The organism is Roseovarius sp. YIN77 (assembly GCF_057219155.1).
In genome coordinates this window covers 1-26,714 of record NZ_JBXVVI010000013.1, presented here as the reverse complement: position 1 = coordinate 26,714, position 26,714 = coordinate 1, and the positions used below count along the sequence as shown (strand labels likewise).

Below are 26,714 nucleotides of genomic sequence, written 5' to 3'. Positions count from 1 at the left end.
TTCTAGCCGGTGATCCGGTTCACATGCCCCATTTTGCGCCCGGGCTTGGTTTCGGCTTTGCCGTAAAGATGCAGTGCCGATGTGGGTTCTGCAGAAATCTCTGGCACCCGGTCCATGTCATCCCCGATCAGGTTTTCCATCACCACATCCGAATGTCGCTGCCCATCGCCCAAAGGCCATCCGGTGACAGCGCGGATATGTTGTTCGAACTGATCGATGGCGCAGCCATTTTGTGTCCAGTGGCCTGAGTTATGCACACGCGGGGCGATTTCATTGACGATCAGGCCCTGGGGCGTCACGAACAACTCTACCCCCATGACACCGACATAATCCAGTGCATTCAGGATTTTGCCGGTCAGCAATACCGCATCGGTGCGCTGGGCATTGCTCAGCCGGGCCGGAACGGTGGTGGTGTGCAGGATGCCGTCGCGATGCACATTTTCGCCCGGATCAAAACAGGAGACAGAGCCATCCACCGCCCGCGCGCCGATGACCGATATCTCGTGGGTGAAATCGACAAAGCCCTCATAGATTGACGGTGCCCAGTTCATCGCGGCCAAGGCCAGATCCGCATCATCTGCGGATCTGATCCGTGCCTGCCCCTTGCCGTCATAGCCAAAACGGCGGGTTTTTAGAATCGCAGGGACGCCAATCTCTGCCACGGCGCGGGCCATATCATCCGGACCGGTGATGTCGGCGAAGGGCGCGGTTTGCAGACCCAGATCGCGCAGGAATGTCTTTTCCGTCAACCGGTCCTGACTGACGGCAAGCGTTTTGCGGTTCGGGCGGATCGGGCGGCGAGCCTCTAGCATATCCAGCGCGGATGTCGGAATGTTCTCAAATTCATAGGTGATGACATCAACACCGTCGGCAAATCGGGTCAGTGCGGCCTCATCCTCATAGGCGGCTGTGGTTACCTGATCGGCAACCTGACCTGCGGGCGGGTTTGAACCGGGTTCAAAGATATGGGTCTTGAAGCCCAAGCGCGATGCTGCAACCGACAGCATCCGGCCCAGTTGTCCACCGCCCAATATTCCAATCGTCGCCCCGGTGGGCAGGGGGTTAGTCATCACCTGGCACCTCGGGGATGGAGGCCGACAAGTCGTTGCGCCACGCGTCCAGACGTACCGCCAGCTCTGCATCCTGCAGGGCCAATATCTGCGCAGCCATCAGGCCTGCATTGGCCCCACCGGCGCTGCCAATGGCCATAGTGGCGACGGGGAAGCCCTTTGGCATCTGGACGATGGAATAGAGGCTGTCGACACCTGACAGCGCCTTGGTCTGGATCGGGACGCCAACGACCGGCACACGGGTTTTCGACGCCATCATGCCGGGCAGATGTGCAGCACCGCCGGCGCCAGCGATAATCACCTGCAATCCACGGCCCGCAGCAGTTTTGCCATAATCCCACAGACGGTCAGGGGTGCGGTGGGCAGAGACGATTCGCGTCTCATAGGCCACGCCCAGCTCATCCAGAATGGCTGCGGCCTCGCGCATGGTGGGCCAATCCGACTGGCTGCCCATGATAATTCCGACCCTGATTTCGGCCATTTCACGCCTCCCTCACAAGGAAGCGGCACTATACGGATTCGCCCGGATTACGCAATGATATCGGGTAAAAGCTCATCTTCGATGAGCCGTATCCTGTCTTTCAGAGCAAGCTTTTGTTTTTTCAGGCGTTTTAGCGTCAGCGTATCGCTGGTGGCCTTTTCCTGCAGCGCATGGATTGCCTCATCCAGATCGCGATGTTCGCTTTTCAGCACTTCCAGACGAACGCGAAGCACCTCTTCGTGGTTCATTTCAGGTGGGGTATTGGTCATGAATGATATCTGATCCTTGCCTCAGGGCGAATTCTAGCCCGTTTCACGCCGCGCGAAAAGCCCTGTGATCATGATGTTCATGGCTTGCACCTATCGAAACCTGCCCCCATATTAATGGCAGGAAGGTCGCCGATGCGGGGCCTTGCATACGTCGCTGCAAACAGGACACACCGATGACGAAGCTATCTCTTGGATCGCACCCGTTTCTTTTGGGATTTGATCAGCTGGAACGGCTGGTGGAACGCACTGCCAAATCCGGGAACGAAGGCTACCCGCCCTTCAATATCGAGCAGACCAGCGACAACAGTTTCCGCATCACGCTGGCCGTGGCCGGATTTGCCGAGGACGACCTGTCAATCACGGTCGAGGACCGGCAGTTGGTTATCCGGGGTCGTCAGACCGATGACAGCGATGGCCGGGTGTTTTTGCACCGTGGTATCGCCGCGCGTCAATTTCAACGCGCCTTCGTTCTGGCCGAAGGGGTCGAGGTTGGCGATGCAAGCATGGAAAACGGATTGTTGCATGTGGATCTGAAACGGGCGGTGCCCGATAAGATCGTGCAGACCATCCGGATCAACAAGGCATAAGGAGGCAGAGCATGGAAACACGTTACGAATTTGGCAAATTGCTGGGCGAACGTAAGGTCTATGTCCGTCGTGTGGACGTGGCCGATTTGCCCGATGAATTGCAGGAACAGGCCATGGGTGCTGAAAGCGTTTATGCGCTGTGCAGCGAAGATGGCGAACGACTGGCCCTGGCCGGCAGCCGCGATCTGGCCTTTATCCTGGCCCGGCAAAACGATTTCGCGCCTGTGTCGGTCCATTAATGGGATACAAGTTCGACTGGGTTGATGCGTTCAGCACCCAGCCCTTTGGTGGCAACGGCTGTGTTGTTGTTCACGACGCAGAGGCATTGACGATTGATCAGCGCCTCGCGCTGGTGCGCGAAACATCCCTAGCCGAATGCGCTTATCTGGTTCCGTCCGACAATGCCGATTTTGGCGCACGCTATTACCTCGCCGACAAAGAAATCCCGTTGGCGGGGCATCCAACCATTGCGACGGTAACGTCGTTGTTGCATCGCGGGCTGGTGGATATGTCGTCCGGGCGGGCAAGTTTCACGCTGGAAGTTGGCGCAGGTGTGCTGCCGATTGAAATCGCAGCCACAGATCATGGCCCGGTGATCACCATGACCCAGGCCACCCCGATATTTGGCAATATGTTCGAACCGGAAGTGATTTCGGATATATATGGATTGGACGCGTCTGACATCGTTGGGACACCTCAAGTCGTGTCCACGGGCACCCCGTTTTGCGTTACGATTCTGAGGGATAAAATGGCGCTTCGGCGCGCCCAGATGAACTATGAAAAACTGGATGCATTCCGCGCTGACAGTGGCACCAGCCGTGCGGATCTGATGGAGCCTTTCTTGGTGACGCTGGGCGGTGAAACCGATGCAGGCGATACGTTTTCGAGGCTGTTATTGGCCCCGCCAAGCCGACCAGAAGATCCGTTTACCGGGTCGGCCACTGGCTGCATGGCGGCCTATCTGTGGCATCACAATCTGATCGACAGCCCGTCTTTTATTGCCGAGCAAGGCCATTGGATGGGCCGTCCAGGACAGGCGCAGGTCGAAGTTCTGGGCCCGCGCGACGCCCCGACCGGTGTTAAAGTCGGCGGCAGGGGCTGTGTGCTGATGTCGGGTGATTTGCACCTGTGAGGCCGCATTAACCCGGCGGAGTGGCTGCGCCACGTTGTCTTTGGTGGGTTTCAGGGGCGCTGCCCCTCTTGGCCTTTGGCCAATTCACCCCGAGGTATTTTTGGCGAAAGGAAATGGTGGGTTGGGTGCCAAAATGAAAAAAGCCCCGCGATTGGCGGGGCTTTTGTGATTCTTGCGATGCTTATCCGGCAATCAATCCCATGCTTTCGAGTTTCAGGATGACCTGATGGGCGCAGTTGTCGACATCGACATTTTCGGTTTCGACGCTGAGTTCCGGGTTTTCGGGCACATCGTAAGGATCTGAAATGCCAGTGAATTCCTTGATCTTGCCTTCACGGGCGAGTTTGTAGAGCCCCTTGCGATCCCGGCGTTCACATTCCTCGATCGAGGTGGCGACGTGAATTTCGATGAAGGCGCCAAACTCCTCGACATCCTGGCGGACAGCCCGGCGGGTTGTGGCGTAGGGAGCGATCGGGGCACAGATGGCAATGCCGCCGTTTTTGGTAATCTCCGACGCGACATAACCGATGCGGCGGATGTTCAGATCGCGGTGTTCTTTGGAAAAACCCAGTTCAGAGCTGAGGTTTTTCCGCACGATGTCGCCATCCAGAAGCGTGACCGGGCGCCCGCCCATTTCCATCAGTTTGACCATCAGCGCATTGGCGATGGTTGATTTGCCGGAGCCGGAAAAGCCGGTGAAGAAAACCGTAAAGCCCTGCTTGGCCCGTGGTGGGCGGGTGCGGCGCAATTCGGAAACAACTTGCGGAAAGCTGAACCATTCAGGGATTTCCAGACCTTCTTGCAGGCGGCGGCGCAACTCGGTGCCGGAAATGTTCAGGATGGTGACGCTGTCCTTGTCGGTGATTTCATCCATCGGCTCATACTGGGCGCGTTCCTGCACATAGACCATGTGTTTGAAATCCAGCATTTCGATGCCGATCTCGTCCTGGTATTTGCGGAACAGTTCCTGTGCGTCATAGGGGCCGTAAAAATCCTCGCCCGCGCTGTTTTTGCCGGGGCCCGCATGGTCGCGGCCAACGATGAAATGGGTGCAGCCGTGGTTCTTGCGGATCAGCCCGTGCCAGACGGCCTCGCGCGGGCCACCCATGCGCATGGCCAGGTTCAACAGGCTCATCGTGGTGGTGGAGGACGGGTATTGATCCAACACCGCCTCGTAGCAACGCACGCGGGTGAAGTGATCGACATCGCCCGGTTTGGTCATGCCGACCACCGGGTGGATCAACAGGTTGGCTTGGGCCTCTTTCGCGGCGCGGAAGGTGAGTTCCTGATGCGCGCGGTGCAGCGGGTTGCGGGTTTGAAACGCCACAACCTTGCGCCAGCCCACCTTGCGGAAATAGGCGCGAAGTTCATTGGGCGTGTCGCGGCGGGCGCGGAAATCATAGTGCACGGGTTGCTGGATGCCGGTGACAGGGCCACCCAGATAGACCTTGCCCGCGACGTTGTGCAGGTAATTCACTGCCGGATGGGCCTGATCATCGGCGCCAAACACTTTTTCGGCCTCGACCGATTTGTTCGGGGTCCAGCGGTCGGTGACGGTCATCGTGGCAAGGATCACGCCTTCTTGGTCGCGCAGTGCAATGTCCTGGCCCAGTTCGATACTGTCGGCAAAGGTCTCGGACACATCCAAGTTGATCGGCATTGGCCACAGCGTGCCATCGGCCAGACGCATACCATCAACAACGCTGTCATAATCGGCCTCGGACAAGAACCCCTTCAGCGGGTTAAAGCCGCCATTCATCAACAGTTCCAGATCGCAGATCTGGCGCGGGGTCAGATCGTGGCTGATCAGGTCAGCGGCCTCAACCTTCAGCTTTTGAGCAGAGTCGTAAGAGACATAGAGTTCGGGGATCGGGGCAAGATTGTTCTGCACGAGTTTTGTCCTGTGTTTGAGCGGTGCAAAACCGCTGGTGGTTCCGGTCAGCTCTGCATGCAGAGCGTCATATTCTTCGAATTTGCGGGCCAGAAACTGGTCGGTCAGGCGCAGCTTTTCAGCGGCCCCTTTGGTGGTCAGGGAATAGGCAAAGCGTTGGCGTTTGTCGCCGCTGCTGCGTTTGCCAATATTGATGAACCCGGCCTGCACGGCGTTGCGCAATTGGGCATTTAGGTGACCCAGCGAGATACCCAGTGCCCCGGCCGTCGCACGTTGCGACGCCTCTGGCGCCAGATCGATCTGGCGCAGCAGGCGGAAGAGCTGATCCTCTTCCTGTAGGGTTGGCTTGGTCTCGGGCATGTATCGACGTGGGGTAATGTTTGTTCACAAATGAACATATCGTATATTTCGGTTCGAAATGAAAGCCCAAATCGGCAGCTGCGACACAATTACGTCTGCTTTCCCGGCAGTTCAGGGAAATTTGGGATTAAATCGCAAAACAGGGCGAAGCGGTGGATCGTCTGCCTGCTTCGCCCTGAATTTCAAAACGGATGGTCTCAGGTCGCGTTGGTGAAGGCTTGATCGAGCCCCTCATACACCTGATCCACGTCTTCCATCGACAGGCACAGCGGCGGCACCATGCGTAGGCAGGATTGATAGGCCCCGGATTTTGACAGGATCACGCCGCTTTGGCGGGTGGCCTCGAACACGGCGGCGGTTGTGACCGGATCGGGTTCCTTGGTTTTGTAATCCTTCACCATCTCAATCGCCAGCATCAGCCCACGACCGCGCACATCGCCAATGGCGCTGTGACGGCGTTTCAGTTCGTGCAGACGTTTCAAAAGTGCTGCCCCCACAAGGCGGGCATTATCCTGCACGCGGTCCTCTCGGATCACCTGCAATACCGCGCGACCGGCGGCGCAAGAGGTCGGGTTGGCCCCATAGGTGTGGAACATGAACTTATCGGCCATGGGGGATGCGATATGTTTGCGCGCGACCACAGCGCCTAATGGAAAGCCATTGCCGATTCCTTTGGCCAAAACCACGATGTCAGGGATCACGCCATCACGTTCGAAACCCCACATATGATCGCCGGTGCGTCCAAACCCTGCCTGGACCTCATCAGCGATCAACAAGCCCCCGGCGGCGCGGACCCGTTCCGCCGCACCAGACATGTAGCCCACGGGCATTTCGATGATCCCGCCATAGCCCTGCACGCTTTCCATGATCATCCCGGCGACGCGTCCGGTGGTGGCGGTGTGAATGGTGCGCTCAATCTCGTCCAGATACGGATCGGATCCGGCATTTTCACCAAAGATCCCTCGATACTGGTTGGGTTCAGCAACAAAGGCCACATTGCCGGGCATCCCCGGATGACGCCACCCGGAAATCCCCGTCACCGATTGCGCCGCCGCCGTGGGCCCGTGATAGGCGGTACGCAGCGCCAGAATATCCAGATTGCCGGTATATTCCCGCGCCATGGTCAGGGCCAGATCAACAGCCTCGGACCCGGAATTGGTGAAATGCACCACCCAGTCTATATCGCCATCGGGGTTGGGCATGGTGGCGGCCAGTTCCTCGGCGAAATGGGCGGGAACCGGGTGATAGAACATTGTCGTGCAATGCGTCAGTTCCTGCGCCTGCTCCATCGCCGCGGCAACGACCTTGGGGTGGCTATGGCCCACGGAAATGCAGACGTTCATCCCTAAAAGGTCGGTGTATTTCTTACCTTCTACGTCCCACAAGTATTGCATCGAGCCTTTTTTAAAGACCATTGGGTCTTTGAACGGCACGAATTTGCGCTGGCTCGCGGCATAGAAATTATCCCGACGTCGGGCTGTATCTTGAAGGGTCCAGTCAGTATGCAAGGTCATTGGGTGTCACCCTCTAGCTCTCTCGTCCGGCGGGCGACGAAATCATCCAGGCTTTCGCGGATGGCCTCGTCGATGGCCGGGGGATCATATTCAGAAATTAGTTGTTTAACGCGCTTGGTCGCGCGTTTATGTTGCCAGTCTGCCCCTTCGGCCGACCATTGTTCATAGGTGCCGTTGTCCGACATTTCACCCATCCAGAAGGCGGATTCAAAGTTTTCCCGCGTATGGGTCGCGCCCAGAAAATGCCCACCGGGCTCGACCTCGAAAAACGCGTCCATCGCCTGGGCGGCCTCAGAAAAATCGACCCCTTGGGTAAACCGTTGCATGGCCGAACAGCGATCGGCATCCATGACGATTTTTTCATACCCGGTGGTCAACAACCCCTCCAGACAGCCGGTCGCGTGGATGATGAAATTTACCCCCGCCAATGTCGCCCCCATCAATTGCGCCTGTGATTCATATCCGGCCTGCGCGTCCGGTACTTTCGATGCCGTCAGCCCGCCGACAGAATGAAACGGCAGGCCCAACCGATCCGCCAACGTCTTTGCGCACATCTGAAACTGTGTGCCTTCGGGTGTGCCAAAGGTCGGCGCACCGGTTTTCAGGCTGATGGGCGAAAAAAAAGTGCCAAAGGCCGCGGGCGCACCGGGGCGGATCAATTGGATCAGCGCGACAGAGGCCATCACCTCTGCCAAGACCTGCGCCAGCGTGGCTGCGACCGAAACGGGCGACATCGCGCCGCCCAGAACAAAGGGCGACACCACCGTGCATTGCCCGGCGCGGGCGTATTCTTTCAATGCCCAAAGCATGGTTTCATCCAGAACCAGCGGCGCGTTGGTGTTCACGACGGAATAGAGCACACAGTTCTGATCGACAAAATCGCGCCCCATGGCCAGACGGCACATGTCGATCGTGTCGCGAGCGCGTTCGGGGGCGGTGACGGCGCCCATGAACGGCTTATCATTCATGGTCAGATGGGTGTGCGCCATGTGCAGATGGCGCAAGGGGACGGGGACGTCGACCGGTTCCACTACCACGCCGCCGGAATGGTTCACCGCGCCCAATTGGTGATGCATCTTGGTGATGTTCTTGAAGTCCTCAAGCGTCGCGTAACGGCGCCCGTTATCCATGTCATGAACAAAGGGCGGGCCGAAACTGGGTGCATAAACCTGCGCGTTGCCGCCGATTTGGATGGATCGGGCCGGGTTGCGGGCGTGTTGGGTAAAGACCCGCGGTGCAGTTTTTATCTTTTCCCTGCACCAGCCGGGATCAAAACGCACCCGTTCACCGTCAACGCGCGCGCCGTGGGCCTTGAACAGGGCCAGCGTTTCTGGATCGCCGCGAAACTCCATACCGATCTCATCGAGGATACGGTCGGCATTGCGTTCAATGATATCGACAGCCTCGTCATCGATCAGGCTGACCAGACCGATCCGGCGCAACGTGTAGGGCGCACTCAGGCCCTGCAGGGCCTTGCGCGTTGCCATCCTGTCTTTGCGGCCAGAGCGTCGGGCCATCCTGTCCTCGTTTCCTGAACCGGCGCATAGGCCGTCGGTAAAGATTAGGATCAGGTCGGGGTGAAATGAAAGTTCGGATACACAGTATCGAAATTACTAATAGTTCTGATTAGTGGTGGTAGATCACAGGTTCCGGCAGTGCAGGGAACCGGGTTTCAAACTGTTCGCGCAATAGCCCGGCAGAGATCGCCGCGATCTGTTCGGGGATATTGCCCAATTCGTTTTCCCGTGCTACTGCCATGATCGAACGGCGAAAACTGGGAAAGGGCAGGGGCGCGATGCGCAGGGCCATGCCTTCGGCCACCGCGTCGATCAGCAGGCTGGGGGTCAGGATGGCAAAGCATTTTTCCGTCACCACACCCGCAACCACCATCGATGCGCGATCCGCCTCCATCGTGCGGGGCAGGTCGATCCGGCAGCGTTGCAAATGCTGATCGACCTTGCGGCCCACCGGGGCATCGGCGCTAAACCGGGCCAGGGACAGCCGTTCCGACAGGGCGAAAATGTCATCCGATGGGCCATCATATCCCTCTGGTAAGACGAGGAAAAATGGCTCTTCCAAGATTGGAATGCTGTTGAAACCTGACATGTCGAACATGGGTTCTGATGTCACAACCACATCCACCTTGCGCGCGTTCAGGGCGGCATGGTGGTCCGTGGCCAACCCTGCCGACAGCGTCAGTTCCGGGATGTTCAGATCTTGCCCGACAAAATCATAGAGCCCGGGCGTCAAAGACGTGGCAATCGATGCCAAAAGCCCCACACGCAGGATCGGCAATGTCTTGGACTGTAGGTGGCGCAGGTCGGATTTCAGATCTTCGACTTCGTTCAGAATGCGAAAGGCCCGGCGGGCAAGGATCTGACCTGACAAAGTCAGACTGATCGGGCGCTTTGAGCGATCCAGTAGCGTGCAGCCCAGCCCGGTTTCCAGATTGCGCAAATGTTGTGATGCTGCCGATTGCGTGATCCCCAAAGTGGCCGCCGCCGCCGTCACCTGACGGGTTTCTGCCACGGCCATGAAGACTTCCATGGCGCGAAACAGGTTAAATTCGATCTCTCCGCTGCGTTTCTTCACTTCTTTTTCTATGCTGTATTAGATGTTCTTATCATGTGGGGATTACCTTGCACTTTCAGGGGCGCGGGTCAATCTTCCGTCAGACGAGGTTGCAGAAGGTACAAATGTCAAAGTCGGTCATCATCATTGGCGGCGGTGCCATTGGGCTGAGCCTCGCGTATCATCTGGCCGGTCGGGCGCGGGTGACAGTGCTGGAACGTAACCAGCTGACCTCTGGCACTAGTTGGCACGCGGCAGGTATCGTTGGGCCGTTGCGTGCGACCCCCAACATGACCCGGCTGGCGATGTATGCGGGCGAATTATTTCCGAAACTGGAGGAGGAAACCGGCTCGTCTACCGGCTATCGTCAGACCGGCGGCTATTGGCTGGCCCGCCACCCGGCGCGGATGGATGAGCTACACCGGATTGCCGCTTTGGGCCGTCATTTCGGCCTGACACCCAGTATCGTTTCCTCGGACCAGATCGATGTACCCGGTCTGGACCCTGACGGTCTGGTCGGTGCCTTGCGGGTTGAGGAAGACGCCAATGTCAACCCGGTCGATCTGTGCATGGCCTATGCCAAAGCAGCCCGCGCCAAGGGCACGGTGATCCGTGAAAAAACCCCGGTGGATCGCCTGCTGGTCGAAAACGGTACCATCAAAGGCGTCGCTCTGACGGATGGCTCTGAATTGCTGTCCGATCAGGTGGCGCTTTGTGCCGGGGCGTGGTCCAAACGGTTGGCGGATGCGGCAGGCGTCGCGCTGCCCTTGCAAGCGGTCGAACATATGTATGTGGTTTCTGAGCCGATGCCGGGCCTGCCCAATCCCTATCCGGTGCTGCGCGATCTGGATCGCGGGTTTTATGTCAAGGGTGATGCGGGCAAGCTGGTCATCGGCGGGTTTGAACCCGATGCCAAAGTCTGGGATGCATTTGGCCCGGAGGGCGACCGCCCGTTTCTGGAACTGCCAGAGGATTGGGATCAGTTCATGCCCTTTATGGAGGGCGCGCTGGCGCTGATCCCGGCGCTGGCAGAGACCGGCATTCAGCATTTTATGAACGGGCCGGAAAGCTTCACCCATGATACCCGCCCCCTGATCGGCCAAGCGCCAGAGGTCGATGGCTTTTATGTCGCCGCTGGGATGAATTCTGTGGGTGTCATGTCCTCGGCAGGTGTGGGCCGGGTTCTGGCCGACTGGATGGCCGATGAGGCACCTCCAATCGACTTGTGGGAGGTTGACATCGCCCGCGTCGATCCGCTGACAGCTGCCGCTGATCACATCGAAACACGCATGAAAGAGGCCGTCTCTGACGCCTTCGCGCTCCACTGGCCGTTCAAACAGCCCAAGGCCGGGCGCGGTCTGCGCAAATCCATGTTGCATGACCGTTGGGCCGCAGCGGGGGCAGAGTTCGGCCTGACCGCAGGCTGGGAACGCGGGTTATGGTACGCAGCACAGGACAGCGAACGGAACCTGCCCTGTTCCACGGGCGATCAGCCCTGGTATCCAATCGCGGTGCGAGAGGCCGCACAGATGGCGACCGGCACCGCCCTGATAGACCTGTCGCCGTTCGGAAAATTCGACGTGACGGGCCCGGATGCGCTGACCCTGTTGCAATATCTGGCCGCGAGCCAACTGGACGTGCGGATCGGCCAGGCCGTCTATACCCCGCTTCTGAACGCCAAAGGCGGGATAGAGGCTGACACCACCATCACCCGGCTGGCCCCGGATCACTTTCGCATCACCTCGGGTGCTGCGACCCGGGTGAAAGACATGGCCTGGCTGCGCCGTCACGCGCGTGGTCATGACGTGACGATCTTTGATGTCACCGAAAGCGAGGCCGTGATCGGGGTGATGGGGGCAGGCTCGCGTGCCTTATTGCAAAGCCTTGGCGATACGGATTGGAATGATTTTCCATTCTCCACAGCCCGTGATGTGCATGTCGCAGGCCACCCCGCCCGCGCCAACCGGGTCAGTTTTGTTGGTGAGTTAGGATGGGAATTGAACATCAGCCAGCCTCATGCCGCTGCAGCCTTCGACACACTGTATGATGCGGGCGCGCGACCCTTGGGCCATTACGCGGTGGATGCCTGCCGGATAGAAAAAGGCTTTAAACATTGGGGTCATGATCTGGGGCCAGAGATTTCTCCGCTTCAGGCCGGTCTGGGGTTCACAATCGATTGGTCCAAGGGTTTTCTGGGCAAAGAAGCTCTTTTAAAACAACGTGCAACTGGCCTGACCCGCCGTCTGGCACTGTTCGATCTTCCAGATCACCCGCTGATCCTGCATGACGAACCAATATGGGAGGATGGTCGCGTTATCGGCCTGACGACATCCGGCGCGCGGGGTGCGCGTACCGGCAAAACGCTCGCGTTCGGTCTGATCGACATCGCCTTGGGCGAAACGTCCAGCCAGACAGCCCAGCGAAATTTTGAGATTGAAATCGCGGGCAAAAAATATCCGGCGCAGGCCCTGATCCGCCCGCCCTTTGATCCTGACAACACGAGGATGCGTGCATGACCGACGCGAATGTATTGATCATCGGGGGCGGTGCGATGGGCGTGTCGCTGATGTATCACCTAACCAAAGCCGGATGGTCCGATGTGGTTCTGACGGAAAAGAACGACCTGACCCATGGTTCCACCTGGCACGCGGCGGGGCTGTGCACGCATTTCGCCCATAACCCAACCATTCAGGAGTTGCGCGCCACATCCGTGCGGCTTTACCGCGATATCCTGCCCGCAGAAACCGGCGATACCTGCGGTTTTCACCCATGCGGTGCGATGCGCATTACCTCCAACCCCGACCGGATGGATGAATTTGCCCATGTGGCGGGGCTCAGTTATTTCACAGGCTATGATCTGCAACTATTAACCCCAGAAGATGTCGAGCGCCTGCATCCGCTGGCCCGGACAGATGGCCTTTTGGGAGGCATCTATGAACCCGATGATGGCCATGTGGACCCATCCCTTGCCACCAATGCCATGGCCAAGGTCGCGCGCGAAAACGGCGCCACGATCCTGCGCTATAACCCGGTGCATGCGGTCCGGCGGGAGGATGACGTCTGGATCGTGCAGACCGAGAAAACCACCATCCGCGCCAAACACATCGTCAATGCCGCCGGCACCTGGGGGTGGGAGGTCGGCCATATGATGGGGCTGAACATCCCCTCTGTCCCGGTGCTGCATCAATATCTGGTCACCGACACCGTCGATGCCGTGGCGGGCCGTATCAAACGGGGCTTGCCAGAACTACCGATGATCCGCGATCCAGAGGAAAGCTGGTATGTCCGCCAAGAACGCGATGGTCTGATCCTTGGGCCTTACGAGAAAGACGCACAACCTTGGTCCATCGATGGCTGCCCGTCTGATTTTGGTGCCGATCTGATGCCCCCCGATCTGGACCGGGTTGAGGATATTATCATGGCGGCCATGACCCGCATTCCAGCACTGGAAACCGGGGGTATCAAGTCCGTCGTGAATGGCCCAATCACCTTTACCCCAGATGCCAATCCCCTGATCGGCCCGGCCCATGGCCTGCCAAATGCGTGGTTGTTAACAGGGTCGTCGATGGGCGTGATGGAGGGCGGTGGCGCAGGCTGGTTTCTGGCCCATTGGATGACCCATGGCGCGCCGCCGATGGATGCGCTGGCCGTGGACAGCCGCCGGTTCGGATCCTGGGCAGATCGTGATTACCGGGTCAAAAAAGCCGTTGAATGTTTCGGCCTGCAATTCGGCGTCCATTACCCGCATGAGGAACGCCCTGCCGCGCGGGGCAAACGCCTGTCGCCCATTCATGACCTGATGGTGGAGCGGGGTGCCGTCATGGGCGCCGCCCATGGCTGGGAACGTCCGAATTGGTTCTCAGACAATGCCGGTGAAGTCGCAGTGCCAAGCTTCCGCCGTTCCAACTGGTTTGATCCCGTCGCCCGGGAATGTCAAACCGTCACCACCGCTGTCGGGCTGGCGGATATGTCGGTCTTCTCCAAGTTCGACATTGCCGGCCCTGAGGCCCGTGCCTTTGTCGAAAGTATCGGCGCGAACCGCGCGCCAAAGGTGGGCCGCATCGGCCTGACCCATGCGCTCAGCCCAGCGGGGGGCACAGAATCTGAATTTACCGTCACCGTATTGGCTGAGGATCACATCTATCTAACCTCCGCCGCGGCGGCGGAGGAACGGGATGATGACCTCTTGCGCACCCGCGCCGATGGCTTTGACGTCACCATAACCCGTGTCACCGAAGATTACGTCATTCTGGGCCTGATGGGGCCAAAGTCCCGCGCGGTGCTTGAAAGCCTGACCAACGATGATCTGGGCACTTGGCTCTCTGTTCGCAACATCACCGTGGCGGGCGTTCCGGTTCGCGCCCTGCGCGTGTCATATGTGGGGGAGCTGGGGTGGGAACTGCACGTTGCCGCCCATCAGATGCGCAACCTGTTTTTGACATTGGAAGAGGCTGGCAAGCCACACGGCCTGGGCCTCTTCGGGGCCTATGCAATGAACGCGATGCGGCTGGAAAAAGGCTACCCTGCATGGGGTGCTGATTTCACCACGGAACGCACCCCCGCAGAAACCGGGGCAGGGCACCTGATCAAAATGGATCACGATTTTGTCGGCCGTGACGTACTGGCCTGTCGGATGGCTGCTGATGACCGGTGGGAAATGGTCCTGCTGGAGGCTGAGACCACCGATATCGATCCCTACCACGCCCACGGCGTCTATCAGGGGGAACGCTGCGTGGGGATCGTGACCTCCGCCGCATACGGCCATCGCACCGGCAAAACCTTGGCACTGGCCTATCTGCGCGATCGCGCCGCCCGGGACGGGTTGCAGATCGAAATATTAGGACAAAAGCGAAAGGCGAGCGTATTGGAACGCCCGCCCTTTGACCCGAACAATAGCCGGATGCGAGGATAACTCAGATCAGGCCGTCGCCGCTTCGGGTTCTGCCTCGGCGGTATCTTCCTGTTCGGCCAGAAAACGCTCGGCCTCCAGCGCGGCCATACAGCCCATCCCGGCAGAGGTCACAGCCTGACGGTATTTGTGATCGGTCAGGTCACCGGCGGCAAAAACCCCGGGGATCGAGGTTTCTGTCGAATCCGGTTTGGTGACCACATAGCCGCCCATATGGGTTTCCAGCACATCCTTGACCAGTTCGTTGGCAGGCGCGTGGCCGATGGCCACAAAAACACCCTTGGCCGGGATTTCCGTGATCTCGCCAGTCTTGACGTTTTTGACGCGCACACCCTCGACACCCAGTGGCATGTCGGTGCCGACAACTTCTTCCAAAGTGTGAAACCACAAGGTTTCGATTTTGGGGTTCTTGAACAGACGGTCCTGCAGGATTTTTTCGGACCGCAACTCATCGCGGCGGTGGATCAATGTGACCTTGGAGGCAAAGTTGGTCAGGAAAAGCGCTTCCTCGACCGCGGTATTGCCGCCACCGATCACCACGATTTCCTGTCCACGGTAAAAGAAGCCGTCACAGGTGGCGCAGGCCGACACACCAAAGCCCTTGAATTTATCTTCCGACGGCAGGCCCAGCCATTTGGCCCGGGCGCCTGTCGCCAGAATAACGGCATCGGCGGTATAGATTGTGCCGCTATCGCCGGTCGCGGTGAAGGGGCGCTTTGACACGTCAAGATTGGTGATGATATCGCCGATAATCTCGCAGCCCATCGCGGCCGCGTGTTCCTGCATCTTGATCATCAGATCAGGGCCCTGCACCTCGGTAAAGCCGGGGTAGTTTTCGACATCAGTGGTCGTGGTCAGCTGGCCGCCGGGTTCGATCCCCTGCACAAGAATGGGTTCCAGCATCGCGCGGCTAGCATAAACGCCTGCCGTATATCCGGCCGGACCCGAGCCAATGATCAGAACCTTCGTGTGTCGTGTCTCAGCCATCGTGGCCCCCTTGTCGTAAACGGTCCCCGAGGATATAGACCCGCACTGTCCGGGTTAAAAGACCCTGCAATAGGGTGACGAGAAAAATGCTTGCACCTTCCCAATAATGTAAGATAGTTGCGCCTGTACGAAATTTAATTGCGTCAACGGACGCAATGTTGGACAATATGAAATTCTTTCACTGGAGGCCCCATGGTTGGCATGAAACTCGACGAGATTGACCGGATGATTCTTGCAGAGCTTCAGGCTGATGGGCGCATGACCAATGTCGAGCTGGCGAAGCGGGTCGGGATTTCCGCACCGCCCTGTCTGCGCCGGGTGCGGTCACTGGAAGAACAGGGCTATATCCGTGGCTACCATGCGGATGTGAATGCCCGCGCCTTGAATTTCGAGGTGCAGGTTTTTGCCATGGTGGGCCTCGTGTCACAGGCGGAAGCCGACCTTGTCGCCTTTGAGGAACGCTGCCAGAATTGGCCGTTGGTTCGCGAATGTCACATGCTGAATGGCGAGGTCGATTTCATCCTGAAATGCGTGGCCCCGGATCTGTCCAGCTTTCAAAGCTTTCTGACCGGGGAACTGACCGCTGCGGATAATGTGGCCAGTGTCAAAACCTCGCTGGTCATTCGCGGGGCCAAAGATGTGCCCGGCGTTCCCTTCGACGTTTTGGAAGAACGGATGAACCAGACCGCCTAAGGTCTGGTGCGTTATGCGCCAGATTACTTTCGCCACCTGAGCCGATCTCATTCATCGTTGTTTATTGCCGGAAACCTGCTTCTTCGTGGTTTTCATCTGGTGTGGCAGATTGCCTGGATTTTTGTGTCGTCTGCCGTACTTGACCTGCTGCGGGGTTCGTGTTGTCAATCCTCATTGAATTGGCGCGTTAAGACTCCGGCCATTGTGCCAATGGTCACCGAGGAGATCGCCTAAATCGCACAAAGAGGAGAATCTCAAATGCTCACACCCGAAGGGCGCGTGATCATGATTTCCGGCGCCAACCGGGGCATTGGTTTGGCAACAGGTAAATTGTTGGCGCGGCGTGGCTATAAACTAAGCCTGGGCGTGCGTGATCCTGCTTCTATCAATGTCGGTGACTTTGGGGATGATGCGTTGGTTGCATCTTGGGACGCTACCGACATGCAGACCGCACAGGACTGGGTTGCCAAGACCCAAGAACGTTTCGGCCGCGTCGATGGCATCGTGATGAATGCTGGTGTGGATATTGCAACCTCCCTAGAAGACACGGTCGATGACGCCTATGAGACATTGTGGCAAGTGAACTTCATGGGGCCACTTCGGTTAATGCGGGCAGTCATGCCATCCTTGCGTGCCAGTGGCCATGGGCGAGCGATAAACATCGTGTCAATGGCGGGGAAGCGATTGCTTGATCCCACGATGCTTGGGTACTCGGCGACAAAATTCGCGGCACTTTCGTTGACCCATGCGACCCGACAGGAGGGATGGGATGACGGAGTAAGAGCAACCGCAATTTGCCCGGGTCTGGTGGATACTCGCATGGTCGCCGACTACGAAGTACCAAAGGGTCAATTCAAAATTGATCCAGAGGTGATCGCCGAAACGGTCGCCTATACCCTAAGCCTGCCCAACAACGCGGTTGTTGCTGAAGTGTTGATCAACAGCCGCCTCGAAGCAACGTATTAAGGGCCGTTCATTTGGCCCTTGATACTGCAGTTTTTTGGTACTGATTGTCAGACCTTAAGCCGCCGAAATCCCCGGCCGCATGTTGGGATACATCCCGCGATTGACCACTGGCTGGCTGATATACGGGAACATCGACATGAACAGCGCGCGCATTTCGCCACCGAATTGCGGGCTGATCATGGTTTCGGGGTGGAACGCTTCGCATTCCATGCCATTGGCCCAGATGATCTGCGGTGCGTCAAAGGCGATGTGGTAAATCTCTACCGGAGAAATCGGCGATACCTGCATCACGCTGTCGCCATCGACCAGTTCAGAGGCTGGCGTTGGTGTGCCGGTTGCGCAACGATCCTGAGGGCTGGTTCGGAACAAACGCGCCCCGGGGCCGATCAGCAGATCGGGCATCGGACGTCCCAAGCCGAAACTATCGGCATAAATGCGGGTCAGGCTGGCGGTATCTGCGCGCTGTCCCGGTTTGGGGACATACATCATCGATCCGATCCAACGCAGGGTGCGGGTACCGTTGTTGACGGTTTTGACGCGGGCGCCGGGCAGCAGATCATCAACGGCGATCTGGCCCTCTTCGGTTGCGATCAAAGTGCCGCGGGCGAAAGCGGAAAATCCGATTTCAAATTCCGGCACAGCAGGTCCGACGCGTTGCAGATCATCGATCTGGTTCTCATGGGTCAGATAGGTCGCGCTGTAGCGGCGCATTGGCGGCAAATCGGGTTTGCGCGCATGCGGCAACGTCGGGACGGGGAAACCACCACGGTGGTTTGGCGGGGTGTAGGCCATGGATGCGAACCTTTCGATCCACAACTGCAAGGCCCCCACCAAAAGCAGCGTGTCAGGCAATCGTGTGGTGTTTAGTTCAAATTGTCAAAGAATTTGAGACTTTAAAGTTAACGCAGGGACAATCCCGGGTCGCGCGCCGTTCATTGTTTCCCGATTTCCACGGACTGTGGCAAAAAATGGGCCGCATGGTCATCATGCGGCCCGATTTGATTCTGCTCTTGTGCCTGTGGCGGTTCAGGCGGATACGGATTTCTGCTCTGTATCGCTCTGTCGGTTGGGGATCGATTCACTGCGAAGTGCACCGCGTTGCCAGGGAAGGGCAACGTCCTTTTCCGCAGCGGCCTTGATCATATTTTCCAGCCAACGTTTTTTCACCTGTGCCTCCTCATACTGCCCGGTGTCCGGGGGCGGTTTTTGAACTGTCCCGCGCCGGACCAGACAAGAATTGCAGTGCATTACGGCGAGGATTTGGCGTTTCGGAAAAAATCCGCCAATTTTTGCGATCAATCAGTGGCCATTGCCCAACCCGTTGAGGAGCAAGGAAATTTAAGATGAATAAATTTCACCTATCCACAGATGTTTCTGGAATGTTCATGAATTTGAGGCGGAATTGTGTCACTACGTGCCAGAATCGGAAACAGTCAGCCGGCCAGGGTGTCATAGTCTGATTGCAGACAACAATCGGCCGTAGTCGGCCTCTTTCCGATGCACAGACCGGCGATAGGAATAAAACCGTTCCTCGTCCAGATAGGTGCAATGGTGAATCCAGGAAGCACCGCCAATTCCCGCATCCCGCAGCCGGGCCAACCCGTAGGAGGGCAGGTCAAACTGGATACGGTCCCCCTTGCCACCGGCAAAGAAACGCGTGCTCTCAGGATCGTCGGCAACAATCTCGTCCATGAATTCCGGCCCGACCTCGTAAGCGGCCTGACTGATACAGGGGCCAATGACCGCATTAATCCGATCACGCTGGGCGCCCAATTTGATCATCGCATCGACGGTGTTTTCCAAAACCCCGGCCAGCGCCCCGCGCCACCCCCCATGCGCGGCCCCGATGACATGGGCCACTGGGTCGGCAAAAAGGACCGGCTGGCAATCAGCCGTCAGAATACTCAGCACCAGCCCCGGCGTCGCCGTGACCATCGCATCGGCCTTGGGCAGGGGCTTGGACAAGGGGGCATCGACGGTCACCACATCGGCGCTATGGCATTGATGAACGGCGATCAATGCCGCGGGTGAAACGCCCATGGCCTCTGCCGCGCGTGCGCGGTTGATGGCCACGCTGTCAGACTGGTCAGACGACCCCGTTCCGCAATTCAGCCCCCGAAACAGACCAGAGGAGGCCCCACCCTTGCGGGTGAAAAACCCGTGGCGCAAGGGGGCCAAATCGTCAGAGGTCAGAATTTCCAATGTCATGCGTCAAACCCCGGGGGTAAAGGATCGCCATCGCGGTATATCGCAATGGCTTTGAAAAGCGTTCCCATTTCTTCGGGATGCGTCAAGCGTCTATGTGCCGCGATATGTGACGAAAGCGCCTCTGCCTGTAACTTTTCAGCGAGCTGTTGCGCCCGCGCGGTGATGCCCAGCCGTTCCAAGACAACGCCTTGCGGGGTCATGGCCGAACATTTGGCGCCAAATTGGGTCGCGCAATCCGTCAACGCCTGAAAATCCACATGAGCGGTCAGATCAGCCTCCCCCGGATGATCCAGCACCGGATCAGGTGTGTGATTGCGCACCGCTTGCAATGTGTCCCCGATGGAACGCCAATCGCCATAATCGACGATCACAGCAGCCCCGCCATGGGTGGCGATGCGGCGGGCGATCTCACCGGTCAGCGCTTGCGCGGGCAGGCAGAGTTCAACCATCTGCCCCTCCGTCGTGTCAGACAGACGGTCCATCAGCGCATCCGGCTGTACCGGGCCGCCCAGACCGAAACTCAACTTTCCATCCGCCACGCCAATCTGACGCTCGCGCCAGCAGTCGCCCACCCGAACATATTGCCGGATCGGCAAAGCATCAAAAAATTCGTTGGCGATCAGAAACAGCGGGCCATCCGGTACAGTTTCGATCGTATCATGCCAGTGGGGAGCATAGCCTTGCAGATTGTTTTTCTGGGCCGCCGTCAGTTTAGCCGAGGCCTCAACTAGATGCAGTTGCATTGCTGTGTGAAATCCCGGCACAGCCCGTGTTGCCCGCAGGAGATCCGCCATCAATGTACCGCGCCCGGGGCCCAGTTCGCATAGGACAAAGGCATCAGGCGCGCCGCGATCCAGCCAGGCCTGTGCCAGCGCCAGCCCCAGACATTCGCCAAACATCTGGCTGATCTCTGGCGCTGTGGTAAAGTCACCCTTGACCCCCAACGGATCGCGGGTGGTGTAATAGCCCAGGTTCGGATGGAGCAGGCATTCGGTCATGTAATCAGCTACAGAGATCGGACCGGTCCGCCCGATCCGCGTCACCAACCTGTCCCTGAGCGCTGTCATGCGCGCTGCCGTTCCCGCCGACGGGCCCATAGGATCAGGCCAAGGCCAATCAGGATCATCGGCAATGACAACAGCTGTCCCATTGACAGGCCGGTACTGCCCAACTGTACGATATAGCCCATCGGATTACCGATGGTGATGAACTGCGCATCGGCCTGCCGGAAAAGCTCGACAATGAAACGCGACACCCCATAGCCCGCGATGAAGAGCCCGGTGATTTGCCCCGGGCGTTTGAGCCAACCCCGCCCAAAGGCAAGGACCAACAGGGCAGCGCCAAGGATCAAACCCTCCAGCCCGGCCTCATACAGCTGCGATGGATGGCGGGCACAAATGCCCACAACATCGGGGCAATCCTGCGCCGCCGGACCGGGGAAGGCGACACCCCACGGCATATCGGTCGGGCGGCCCCATAGCTCGTTATTGATGAAATTGGCGATCCGCCCCAACAGCAGCCCCGGCGGTGTCGCAATGGCCAGCATGTCGGCAACAGACAGGACGCGCAGTTTGTATCGGCTGCAAAACCACAGGCCCACCAGCGCAACCCCCAAAAGTCCGCCGTGAAAGGCCATACCGCCCTGCCAGACCATCAGGATCTCTGCCGGGTTTTGCAGGTAATAGGCGGGTTGGTAAAAAAGCGTATAGCCCAGCCGCCCGCCCAGCACGATGCCGATGATGATCCAGGTCAGGAAATCATCAACCTGTGTCTTGGTCATCGGTGGATTATCATTGGGCCATAGCGCGGGGCTCGCCAAGGCCCGCACAGCAATCCGCCAGCCGATCAGGATGCCGACGATATAGGCCATCGCATACCAGCGCAGCGTCAGGGTGATAAACCCAAGATCAATCGAAAAGATATCTGGCCCGATATCAGGGAAGGGGATCATGCCATTCATGGCTGATACCTGCGACGGGGCGGGGGCGAAGTCAACCTTGTGAATCGCGCCCGAAACGCCCATATAGGCGGAATATTTCTATAGCCGCGACCGGAGGTCACCATGCAGAGCCGCAACAAGGTTTTCGACGACATTTCCCAGCTGATGACCAACGCGATGGGCGTCGCCCAAGGCGCCAAGGATGAAATGGATACAGCGATGAAGGGCTGGATCGATCGCTGGATGGCCGACCGCGATTTCGTCACCCGTGAAGAGTTCGACGCGGTCCGCGCCATGGCCCAAAAGGCGCGCGAAGAGAACGAGGCGCTAAAGGCCCGGATCGAGGCACTGGAAGTCAAGCAAGGCTAACCAACCGGCGCGCCTGCGGCGCATTCCCTCTGGCACTGCGTGCGGAATGAGGGGCTTTGCCCCTCAAACTCCCCAAGGTATTTTTGGCGAAAGGAAGTTGGATTGAGTCCGTAGGCCGGGCTTCAGCCCGGCACCTAGTTGTTATCCCAAGTGGTTAACGTCAGCGGTGCGTTGAAACGCCCACCGACGCAGGGCAGCCGAAATACCGACGCAACACCGATGTTGATTTTGTCGTTAACCTTTGCGATTTTGCGGCTGCGTAGGGTGGGGGTTCATCCCGCCAACACCTAAACTTATTTCAACGCCCGCCAGCCGATGTCTGAGCGGGAGAAGCCCTCTGGCCAATCGATCTGGCTGACCATTGCATAGGCGCGGTCATGCGCCTCTTGCAGGCTGTCGCCCCGGGCGGTGACGTTCAGGACGCGGCCGCCGGTCGCAACAATCTGGCCGCCTTTTTCCGAGGTGCCGGCGTGAAAGACCATGTTCTTGCTGTCCTCAGGCAGGGCATCTAACCCCCTTATAACGCTGCCTTTATCATAGCTTCCGGGATAACCATTTGCGGCCATGACCACGGATAGGGCATGGTCATCGGCCCAGTTGACCTGTGCTTTATCCAGTGTGCCTTCGGCACTGGCCAACAGCAGATCCAGCGCCTGCGCCCCCAGCCGCATCATCAGCGTCTGGCATTCCGGATCGCCAAAGCGGACGTTGTATTCGATCAGCTTGGGCTGGCCGTCCTTGATCATCAATCCGGCAAAGAGAACCCCCTGAAATGGCGTGCCGCGCCGCGCCATTTCCGCGATCGACGGGTTAACAATTTCGTCCATGGTTTTCTGTACAATCGCATCCGTCATCACCGGTGCCGGGGAATAGGCGCCCATGCCACCGGTATTGGGCCCCTCATCATTGTCAAAGGCGCGTTTGTGGTCTTGTGCGGTGCCGATGGGCAGGGCGGTTTTGCCATCGCACAGGACGAAGAAAGAGGCCTCTTCACCCTCCAGAAACTCTTCGATCACCACTTCGGCCCCGGCATCGCCAAATTCGCCACCGAACATATCATCGATGGCGGCCAGCGCCTCGTCTTCGTCCATCGCCACAATCACACCTTTACCGGCGGCCAGACCGTCCGCCTTGACCACGATCGGGGCTCCCTGTTCGCGGATATAGGCGCGCGCAGGGTCAGCCTTGGTAAACCGGGCATAGGCGGCGGTGGGGGCGCCCGACGCATCACAAATCGCCTTGGTAAAGGATTTGGAGGCTTCAAGTTCTGCCGCCGCCGCAGAGGGCCCGAAACACAGAATATTCGCATCGCGCAGGCGGTCCGCGATACCCGCGGCCAAGGGTGCCTCTGGTCCGACGATCACGAAATCCACGCTGTTTTCCAAGGCAAATTCGGCCACCGCGCCGCCGTTCATGATATCCAGCGTCGCGCATTCAGCGATCGCGGCCATCCCGGCATTGCCGGGCGCGCAAATCAGACGGTCGCATTTCGGGTTTTGCTTGACCGCCCAGGCCAACGCATGTTCACGCCCGCCGCTGCCCAGAATGAGGATGTTCATGGATGTCTCCTTGGCCTTTGTTGATCGGCGTTCTAAGGTGCAAGGCAGCACATGACAAGGAAGCAAAATGTCCGACCTGCTGGATGATCCCACCCCCGGTGAAAACGCCCCTGAATTTACCGTTTCCGAAATTTCAGGCGCGGTGAAGAAAACGATTGAGGGATCCTTTGGCCGCGTGCGAGTGCGTGGTGAGGTCGGGCGTGTTTTCAAGGCGCGGTCCGGGCATCTTTACTATGACATCAAGGATGACCGAAACGTTCTGGCCTGTACGACGTGGAAGGGGCAGGTGGGTCAACTGTCTGTGGTACCGGAAGAGGGGATGGAGGTTGTCGTCACCGGCAAGCTCACCACTTTTGGGGCGCAATCAAAATATAATCTGAATGTGGATGATGTTGCCATCGCGGGTGAGGGCGCGCTGATGGCCATGTTGGAAAAACGCAAGAAAGCGCTGGCGGCAGAGGGGCTGTTTGACCCCGCCCGTAAGCAACCGATCCCGTTTTTACCAGAGGTCATCGGCGTGATCACCTCGCCTTCTGGTGCGGTGATCCGCGATATCCTGCATCGCCTGCGGGATCGTTTCCCGCGTAAGGTGCTGATCTGGCCCGTGGCCGTGCAAGGCGCGGCCTGTGCACCAGAGGTCGCCCGCGCGATTGAAGGGTTCAATCAACTGGCGCCGGGGGGCGCCATGCCCAGGCCTGATCTGTTAATCGTGGCGCGCGGCGGTGGATCGATCGAGGATTTGTGGGGCTTTAACGAAGAGATTGTCGCCCGTGCGGTTGCGGCCTCGGATATCCCACTGATTTCTGCCGTTGGGCATGAAACCGATACAACCTTGATCGATTTTGTCTCTGACCTTCGCGCTCCGACACCGACTGCGGCGGCGGAACATGCCGTGCCGGTTCGGATGGAGCTGTTGGCCTGGGTGGGTGAGCAAGAGGCCCGCCTGATCCGCGCCGCCGAACAAGCCGTCAGTTTGCGCCGCCAACGTCTGCGCGATCTGGCCCGCGCCCTGCCAAACCCCGAACGTCTGGTGCAAGAGGCCGAGGTTCGGTTGGATCGCTGGGGCGAGCGTCTGCCCCGGGCGTTAAGCTTGATGGCCCAGAAAAAACGCAATGATCTGGCTCAGGCATCCGCGGGTCTGCGACCGGTTGCCCTGTCGCGACATGCCAGCCGTTCCAGAGATCAGCTTCGCGATCTTTCGGCTCGTCTGCGGCCCGATGCATTGGCCCGCGATTTGGGTAAACGGTCACAGGATATGTCACAGGTCTTGAACCGATTGTCCAAAGCCGCACAAACCCAGATCCGTCTGTGGGATCAAAGGTTGACTGGACTGGAACGGATGCGTCAGACATTGGGCTATCGGGAAACATTACGTAGGGGCTACGCAGTGGTACGTTCGGGTGAGACATTGATCACCTCTAAATCCGCAGCAGCAAAGGCCCCGTCATTGGAAATTGAATTTCAGGATGGTCGGGTACAGGCCGGGGGTCCTTCTAGGGCGCGGTCACAGAAGAAAACAACACCGCCCCCCGATCAGGGCAGTCTGTTTTGAAATCAGGGCGCTGCCCCTCTTGACCCGGCAGGCCGGGCCAATTCACCCCGAGGTATTTGCGGCGAAAGGAAGAGGTGCGGCAGGCAGAAACTGACAAGCCTGCGCCGTCAGACCCCGATTTTCGGCCCGGAACATTCCAGCGGCGCGTGGTTTTGATTCAGTTCATAGAGCGGGGCTTGATCCGGTTGGTTCAGGAATTCTGCTGACAACCGGTCGCCTTCCTGCCGGAACTGCCAGCATTGCGGTTCTGGCTCCTGTTCATAGATGAAACAGATCATCCCAGGTTCGGTTTCGTACCAGCGGCCAAACTGACAGGTGCCATCCAGCCAAGACCAGATCACCCGGCGGTCTGACAGGTACTGTTCCGCCCCATAGGCGGTTTGCCCGTCACCATAGAAATAGGTTTTGCCTCGGGTCAGGCGGTCAAACGCCGCGCCCGACATCGGATCACTGGCAAGCGACGGGGTGGCGATCAGGATCAGCAAACTGACAATCCGGTACATGGGAACAGAGTGGCAGAATTTGCAGCTCCGCGCCAGTCGCGGGTCAGTCCCGTGACAGAAAATACTGGAAAGTCATTGGGATTGCTTGAAATTCCCGCGTATTGCTCAACAACCGTACAGGCGCCGTCAGGCGAATGATCCATCGCCATCTTTGGCACCAATCAACGGCACTACGCCAAACATCTGTTGGGGCCGCAGATCGATAAGCGTCTATGGCTGCAGCCAGTTCCGGTGTTGGTTTTCTGGCCAGGGCATGCGCGTTGAAAACAAACATCAACAGGTCCTGCATGTGGCCCTTGGGGGTATTGCGATGTTCGGCGAAACGTTCGAAGTCCAGAAACCGGATCACCGCGCCATCCCAGCAGATGTCTTTCAGATTGGGCCGCCCGTGGCTGAACCCCGCCCGGTGCAAATCTGCCAGCGCGACACCTGCCTTTGCAAAGATCGCGATCCGCTCCTCGGCGGTCAGGGTCTGATCGCGCAAGAGCCTGCTGATGGGAACGCCGCAATCACCGATGGCAAACCAGTCGCGCCCTTCGGCCACGATCTGTGGCACCGGCTGCCCGTGTACGCCAAGAATGTGCAACGCCTGCCGTTCGCGTTCAAACGCCGCAGACGCGTTGCCCTTTTGCAGGCGGCGGATCGGTTTGTGGTGCTCCACGCGCTTGATCCAGATCTTCTGCCCTGACAGGTCCAAACTACTGACCCGATCCGGCGTGGTCAGCACATGCGCCTCGATCCGGGCGGTCAGGTCGTGATTCTGGGGGCTGTCGTCCTGCATCCGGTCAGATATAACGCCAAACCCGTGTCAGGCAACGCGAAGTTGGCGATTGTGGCCTTCCATCCGGGGCACTTGTGGACTAGGTGATTGGGGAAGGTTTTCCGGGGTGCGCGATGTCATTCTTCAACAAACTCAAATCCAAACTGTTCAAATCCTCTTCCAAGCTCGAAGAGGGGCTGGATGCGATTGTCGAGGATGGCGGCGAAGAAGAGGTGATTGACGCAGCACCTGAGATCGAAGAACCGCTTCCAGAGCCAGAGCCAGAGCCAGAGCCAGAGCCAGAGCCAGAGCCAGAGCCAGAGCCAGAGCCAGAGCCAGAGCCAGAGCCAGAGCCAGAGCCAGAGCCAGAGCCAGAGCCAGAGCCAGAGCCAGA

General features: G+C 58.6%; 25 protein-coding genes and 1 pseudogene. 10 read left to right on the top strand and 16 right to left on the bottom strand.

The genetic code is table 11. The features are described from left to right. Positions 1-2: 2 nt before the first annotated feature. Genes AC2D8P_RS11665 through AC2D8P_RS11655 form a run of 3 tightly spaced genes read right to left on the bottom strand, consistent with a single transcriptional unit; the run spans position 3 to position 1,820 of the window. Complete coding sequence (locus AC2D8P_RS11665) at positions 3-1,070, bottom strand: 5-(carboxyamino)imidazole ribonucleotide synthase (RefSeq protein WP_484702894.1); 1,068 nt, start codon at positions 1,068-1,070, stop codon at positions 3-5. Next, a complete protein-coding gene (gene purE, locus AC2D8P_RS11660) occupies positions 1,063-1,551 on the bottom strand; it encodes a 5-(carboxyamino)imidazole ribonucleotide mutase (protein ID WP_484702892.1) in 489 nt (162 codons plus the stop codon). The genes AC2D8P_RS11665 and purE overlap by 8 nt, the downstream gene beginning before the upstream one ends. Positions 1,552-1,598: 47 nt before the next feature. Beyond that, positions 1,599-1,820, bottom strand: a complete 222-nt coding sequence (locus tag AC2D8P_RS11655) for a YdcH family protein (RefSeq protein ID WP_484702891.1) — start codon at positions 1,818-1,820, stop codon at positions 1,599-1,601. A 173-nt stretch (positions 1,821-1,993) separates the two neighbouring features. Here AC2D8P_RS11655 and AC2D8P_RS11650 point away from each other — a divergent pair, with 173 nt between their 5' ends. Genes AC2D8P_RS11650 through AC2D8P_RS11640 form a run of 3 tightly spaced genes read left to right on the top strand, consistent with a single transcriptional unit; the run spans position 1,994 to position 3,539 of the window. Beyond that, positions 1,994-2,407 carry an Hsp20 family protein gene (locus tag AC2D8P_RS11650; protein ID WP_484702890.1) on the top strand — a complete coding sequence of 138 codons (414 nt, stop codon included), beginning with the start codon at positions 1,994-1,996 and terminating at the stop codon, positions 2,405-2,407. Positions 2,408-2,418: 11 nt separating this feature from the next. Beyond that, positions 2,419-2,646, top strand: a complete 228-nt coding sequence (locus AC2D8P_RS11645; protein WP_484702888.1) for a DUF1150 family protein — start codon at positions 2,419-2,421, stop codon at positions 2,644-2,646. Next, on the top strand, positions 2,646-3,539 hold the full coding sequence (locus AC2D8P_RS11640; protein ID WP_484702886.1) for a PhzF family phenazine biosynthesis protein: 894 nt from the start codon (positions 2,646-2,648) through the stop codon (positions 3,537-3,539). The genes AC2D8P_RS11645 and AC2D8P_RS11640 overlap by 1 nt, the downstream gene beginning before the upstream one ends. Positions 3,540-3,720: 181 nt before the next feature. Here the strand turns inward: AC2D8P_RS11640 and AC2D8P_RS11635 are convergent, their stop codons facing one another. The 4 genes from AC2D8P_RS11635 to AC2D8P_RS11620 form a co-directional block, all read right to left on the bottom strand. Then, a complete protein-coding gene (locus AC2D8P_RS11635; RefSeq protein ID WP_484702884.1) occupies positions 3,721-5,790 on the bottom strand; it encodes a bifunctional sulfate adenylyltransferase/adenylylsulfate kinase in 2,070 nt (689 codons plus the stop codon). 197 nt (positions 5,791-5,987) lie between these two features. Beyond that, positions 5,988-7,304: an aspartate aminotransferase family protein gene (locus AC2D8P_RS11630; RefSeq protein WP_484702882.1), complete on the bottom strand. Its 1,317-nt coding sequence runs from the start codon at positions 7,302-7,304 to the stop codon at positions 5,988-5,990. After that, complete coding sequence (locus AC2D8P_RS11625; RefSeq protein ID WP_484702881.1) at positions 7,301-8,821, bottom strand: trimethylamine methyltransferase family protein; 1,521 nt, start codon at positions 8,819-8,821, stop codon at positions 7,301-7,303. The genes AC2D8P_RS11630 and AC2D8P_RS11625 overlap by 4 nt, the downstream gene beginning before the upstream one ends. Before the next feature lie 109 nt (positions 8,822-8,930). After that, entirely contained in the window at positions 8,931-9,896 is a 966-nt protein-coding gene (locus AC2D8P_RS11620) for a LysR family transcriptional regulator (protein WP_484702879.1), read from the bottom strand. Between the two features lie 104 nt (positions 9,897-10,000). On the opposite strand from AC2D8P_RS11620, the gene AC2D8P_RS11615 reads away from it, so the two are divergent. Both AC2D8P_RS11615 and AC2D8P_RS11610 read left to right on the top strand, forming a co-directional pair. Next, complete coding sequence (locus AC2D8P_RS11615) at positions 10,001-12,391, top strand: GcvT family protein (protein ID WP_484702877.1); 2,391 nt, start codon at positions 10,001-10,003, stop codon at positions 12,389-12,391. Next, positions 12,388-14,787, top strand: a complete 2,400-nt coding sequence (locus AC2D8P_RS11610) for a GcvT family protein (RefSeq protein ID WP_484702876.1) — start codon at positions 12,388-12,390, stop codon at positions 14,785-14,787. Before AC2D8P_RS11615 ends, AC2D8P_RS11610 begins: the two co-directional genes overlap by 4 nt. Positions 14,788-14,793: 6 nt before the next feature. Here the strand turns inward: AC2D8P_RS11610 and trxB are convergent, their stop codons facing one another. Continuing rightward, positions 14,794-15,771 (bottom strand): thioredoxin-disulfide reductase, encoded by a 978-nt coding sequence (gene trxB / locus AC2D8P_RS11605; RefSeq protein ID WP_484702875.1) that lies wholly within the window; start codon positions 15,769-15,771, stop codon positions 14,794-14,796. 192 nt (positions 15,772-15,963) lie between these two features. On the opposite strand from trxB, the gene AC2D8P_RS11600 reads away from it, so the two are divergent. Further along, positions 15,964-16,464 carry an Lrp/AsnC family transcriptional regulator gene (locus tag AC2D8P_RS11600; protein WP_484702873.1) on the top strand — a complete coding sequence of 167 codons (501 nt, stop codon included), beginning with the start codon at positions 15,964-15,966 and terminating at the stop codon, positions 16,462-16,464. Between the two features lie 258 nt (positions 16,465-16,722). Beyond that, positions 16,723-17,430: an SDR family oxidoreductase gene (locus AC2D8P_RS11595; protein ID WP_484702872.1), complete on the top strand. Its 708-nt coding sequence runs from the start codon at positions 16,723-16,725 to the stop codon at positions 17,428-17,430. A gap of 54 nt (positions 17,431-17,484) precedes the next feature. Here the strand turns inward: AC2D8P_RS11595 and AC2D8P_RS11590 are convergent, their stop codons facing one another. From AC2D8P_RS11590 to lgt, 5 genes are all read right to left on the bottom strand, one after another. After that, on the bottom strand, positions 17,485-18,222 hold the full coding sequence (locus AC2D8P_RS11590) for a Hint domain-containing protein (RefSeq protein WP_484702870.1): 738 nt from the start codon (positions 18,220-18,222) through the stop codon (positions 17,485-17,487). A 234-nt stretch (positions 18,223-18,456) separates the two neighbouring features. After that, entirely contained in the window at positions 18,457-18,597 is a 141-nt protein-coding gene (locus AC2D8P_RS11585) for a hypothetical protein (protein ID WP_484702869.1), read from the bottom strand. A 282-nt stretch (positions 18,598-18,879) separates the two neighbouring features. Further along, positions 18,880-19,638 (bottom strand): peptidoglycan editing factor PgeF, encoded by a 759-nt coding sequence (pgeF, locus tag AC2D8P_RS11580; RefSeq protein ID WP_484702868.1) that lies wholly within the window; start codon positions 19,636-19,638, stop codon positions 18,880-18,882. Continuing rightward, positions 19,635-20,705, bottom strand: a complete 1,071-nt coding sequence (locus tag AC2D8P_RS11575; protein ID WP_484702867.1) for a class I SAM-dependent methyltransferase — start codon at positions 20,703-20,705, stop codon at positions 19,635-19,637. Before AC2D8P_RS11575 ends, pgeF begins: the two co-directional genes overlap by 4 nt. Continuing rightward, positions 20,702-21,598 (bottom strand): prolipoprotein diacylglyceryl transferase, encoded by an 897-nt coding sequence (gene lgt, locus AC2D8P_RS11570; RefSeq protein ID WP_484702866.1) that lies wholly within the window; start codon positions 21,596-21,598, stop codon positions 20,702-20,704. Before lgt ends, AC2D8P_RS11575 begins: the two co-directional genes overlap by 4 nt. A gap of 102 nt (positions 21,599-21,700) precedes the next feature. Here lgt and AC2D8P_RS11565 point away from each other — a divergent pair, with 102 nt between their 5' ends. Continuing rightward, a complete protein-coding gene (locus AC2D8P_RS11565; protein ID WP_484702865.1) occupies positions 21,701-21,946 on the top strand; it encodes an accessory factor UbiK family protein in 246 nt (81 codons plus the stop codon). A 293-nt stretch (positions 21,947-22,239) separates the two neighbouring features. Here the strand turns inward: AC2D8P_RS11565 and purD are convergent, their stop codons facing one another. Continuing rightward, a complete protein-coding gene (gene purD, locus AC2D8P_RS11560) occupies positions 22,240-23,505 on the bottom strand; it encodes a phosphoribosylamine--glycine ligase (RefSeq protein WP_484702863.1) in 1,266 nt (421 codons plus the stop codon). A gap of 67 nt (positions 23,506-23,572) precedes the next feature. Between purD and xseA the strand changes: the two genes are divergently transcribed. Continuing rightward, complete coding sequence (gene xseA / locus AC2D8P_RS11555; RefSeq protein ID WP_484702861.1) at positions 23,573-25,057, top strand: exodeoxyribonuclease VII large subunit; 1,485 nt, start codon at positions 23,573-23,575, stop codon at positions 25,055-25,057. A 107-nt stretch (positions 25,058-25,164) separates the two neighbouring features. Here xseA and AC2D8P_RS11550 read toward each other — a convergent pair whose 3' ends face one another. Both AC2D8P_RS11550 and AC2D8P_RS11545 read right to left on the bottom strand, forming a co-directional pair. Continuing rightward, positions 25,165-25,542: a hypothetical protein gene (locus AC2D8P_RS11550; RefSeq protein ID WP_484702860.1), complete on the bottom strand. Its 378-nt coding sequence runs from the start codon at positions 25,540-25,542 to the stop codon at positions 25,165-25,167. Positions 25,543-25,603: 61 nt separating this feature from the next. Next, a complete protein-coding gene (locus AC2D8P_RS11545; RefSeq protein ID WP_484702859.1) occupies positions 25,604-26,341 on the bottom strand; it encodes a hypothetical protein in 738 nt (245 codons plus the stop codon). 113 nt (positions 26,342-26,454) lie between these two features. Between AC2D8P_RS11545 and AC2D8P_RS11540 the strand changes: the two are divergent. Continuing rightward, a pseudogene (locus AC2D8P_RS11540) lies at positions 26,455-26,714 on the top strand (signal recognition particle-docking protein FtsY); the annotation flags it as partial.

Excerpts from the sequence above, each read along its gene's own strand:
- AC2D8P_RS11665 (WP_484702894.1), bottom strand. The coding sequence starts at position 1,070 with ATGACTAACCCCCTGCCCACCGGGGCGACGATTGGAATATTGGGCGGT.
- purE (WP_484702892.1), bottom strand. The coding sequence starts at position 1,551 with ATGGCCGAAATCAGGGTCGGAATTATCATGGGCAGCCAGTCGGATTGG.
- AC2D8P_RS11655 (WP_484702891.1), bottom strand. The coding sequence starts at position 1,820 with ATGACCAATACCCCACCTGAAATGAACCACGAAGAGGTGCTTCGCGTT.
- AC2D8P_RS11650 (WP_484702890.1), top strand. The coding sequence starts at position 1,994 with ATGACGAAGCTATCTCTTGGATCGCACCCGTTTCTTTTGGGATTTGAT.
- AC2D8P_RS11645 (WP_484702888.1), top strand. The coding sequence starts at position 2,419 with ATGGAAACACGTTACGAATTTGGCAAATTGCTGGGCGAACGTAAGGTC.
- AC2D8P_RS11640 (WP_484702886.1), top strand. The coding sequence starts at position 2,646 with ATGGGATACAAGTTCGACTGGGTTGATGCGTTCAGCACCCAGCCCTTT.
- AC2D8P_RS11635 (WP_484702884.1), bottom strand. The coding sequence starts at position 5,790 with ATGCCCGAGACCAAGCCAACCCTACAGGAAGAGGATCAGCTCTTCCGC.
- AC2D8P_RS11630 (WP_484702882.1), bottom strand. The coding sequence starts at position 7,304 with ATGACCTTGCATACTGACTGGACCCTTCAAGATACAGCCCGACGTCGG.
- AC2D8P_RS11625 (WP_484702881.1), bottom strand. The coding sequence starts at position 8,821 with ATGGCCCGACGCTCTGGCCGCAAAGACAGGATGGCAACGCGCAAGGCC.
- AC2D8P_RS11615 (WP_484702877.1), top strand. The coding sequence starts at position 10,001 with ATGTCAAAGTCGGTCATCATCATTGGCGGCGGTGCCATTGGGCTGAGC.
- AC2D8P_RS11610 (WP_484702876.1), top strand. The coding sequence starts at position 12,388 with ATGACCGACGCGAATGTATTGATCATCGGGGGCGGTGCGATGGGCGTG.
- trxB (WP_484702875.1), bottom strand. The coding sequence starts at position 15,771 with ATGGCTGAGACACGACACACGAAGGTTCTGATCATTGGCTCGGGTCCG.
- AC2D8P_RS11600 (WP_484702873.1), top strand. The coding sequence starts at position 15,964 with ATGGTTGGCATGAAACTCGACGAGATTGACCGGATGATTCTTGCAGAG.
- AC2D8P_RS11595 (WP_484702872.1), top strand. The coding sequence starts at position 16,723 with ATGCTCACACCCGAAGGGCGCGTGATCATGATTTCCGGCGCCAACCGG.
- AC2D8P_RS11590 (WP_484702870.1), bottom strand. The coding sequence starts at position 18,222 with ATGGCCTACACCCCGCCAAACCACCGTGGTGGTTTCCCCGTCCCGACG.
- pgeF (WP_484702868.1), bottom strand. The coding sequence starts at position 19,638 with ATGACATTGGAAATTCTGACCTCTGACGATTTGGCCCCCTTGCGCCAC.
- AC2D8P_RS11575 (WP_484702867.1), bottom strand. The coding sequence starts at position 20,705 with ATGACAGCGCTCAGGGACAGGTTGGTGACGCGGATCGGGCGGACCGGT.
- lgt (WP_484702866.1), bottom strand. The coding sequence starts at position 21,598 with ATGAATGGCATGATCCCCTTCCCTGATATCGGGCCAGATATCTTTTCG.
- AC2D8P_RS11565 (WP_484702865.1), top strand. The coding sequence starts at position 21,701 with ATGCAGAGCCGCAACAAGGTTTTCGACGACATTTCCCAGCTGATGACC.
- purD (WP_484702863.1), bottom strand. The coding sequence starts at position 23,505 with ATGAACATCCTCATTCTGGGCAGCGGCGGGCGTGAACATGCGTTGGCC.
- xseA (WP_484702861.1), top strand. The coding sequence starts at position 23,573 with ATGTCCGACCTGCTGGATGATCCCACCCCCGGTGAAAACGCCCCTGAA.
- AC2D8P_RS11545 (WP_484702859.1), bottom strand. The coding sequence starts at position 26,341 with ATGCAGGACGACAGCCCCCAGAATCACGACCTGACCGCCCGGATCGAG.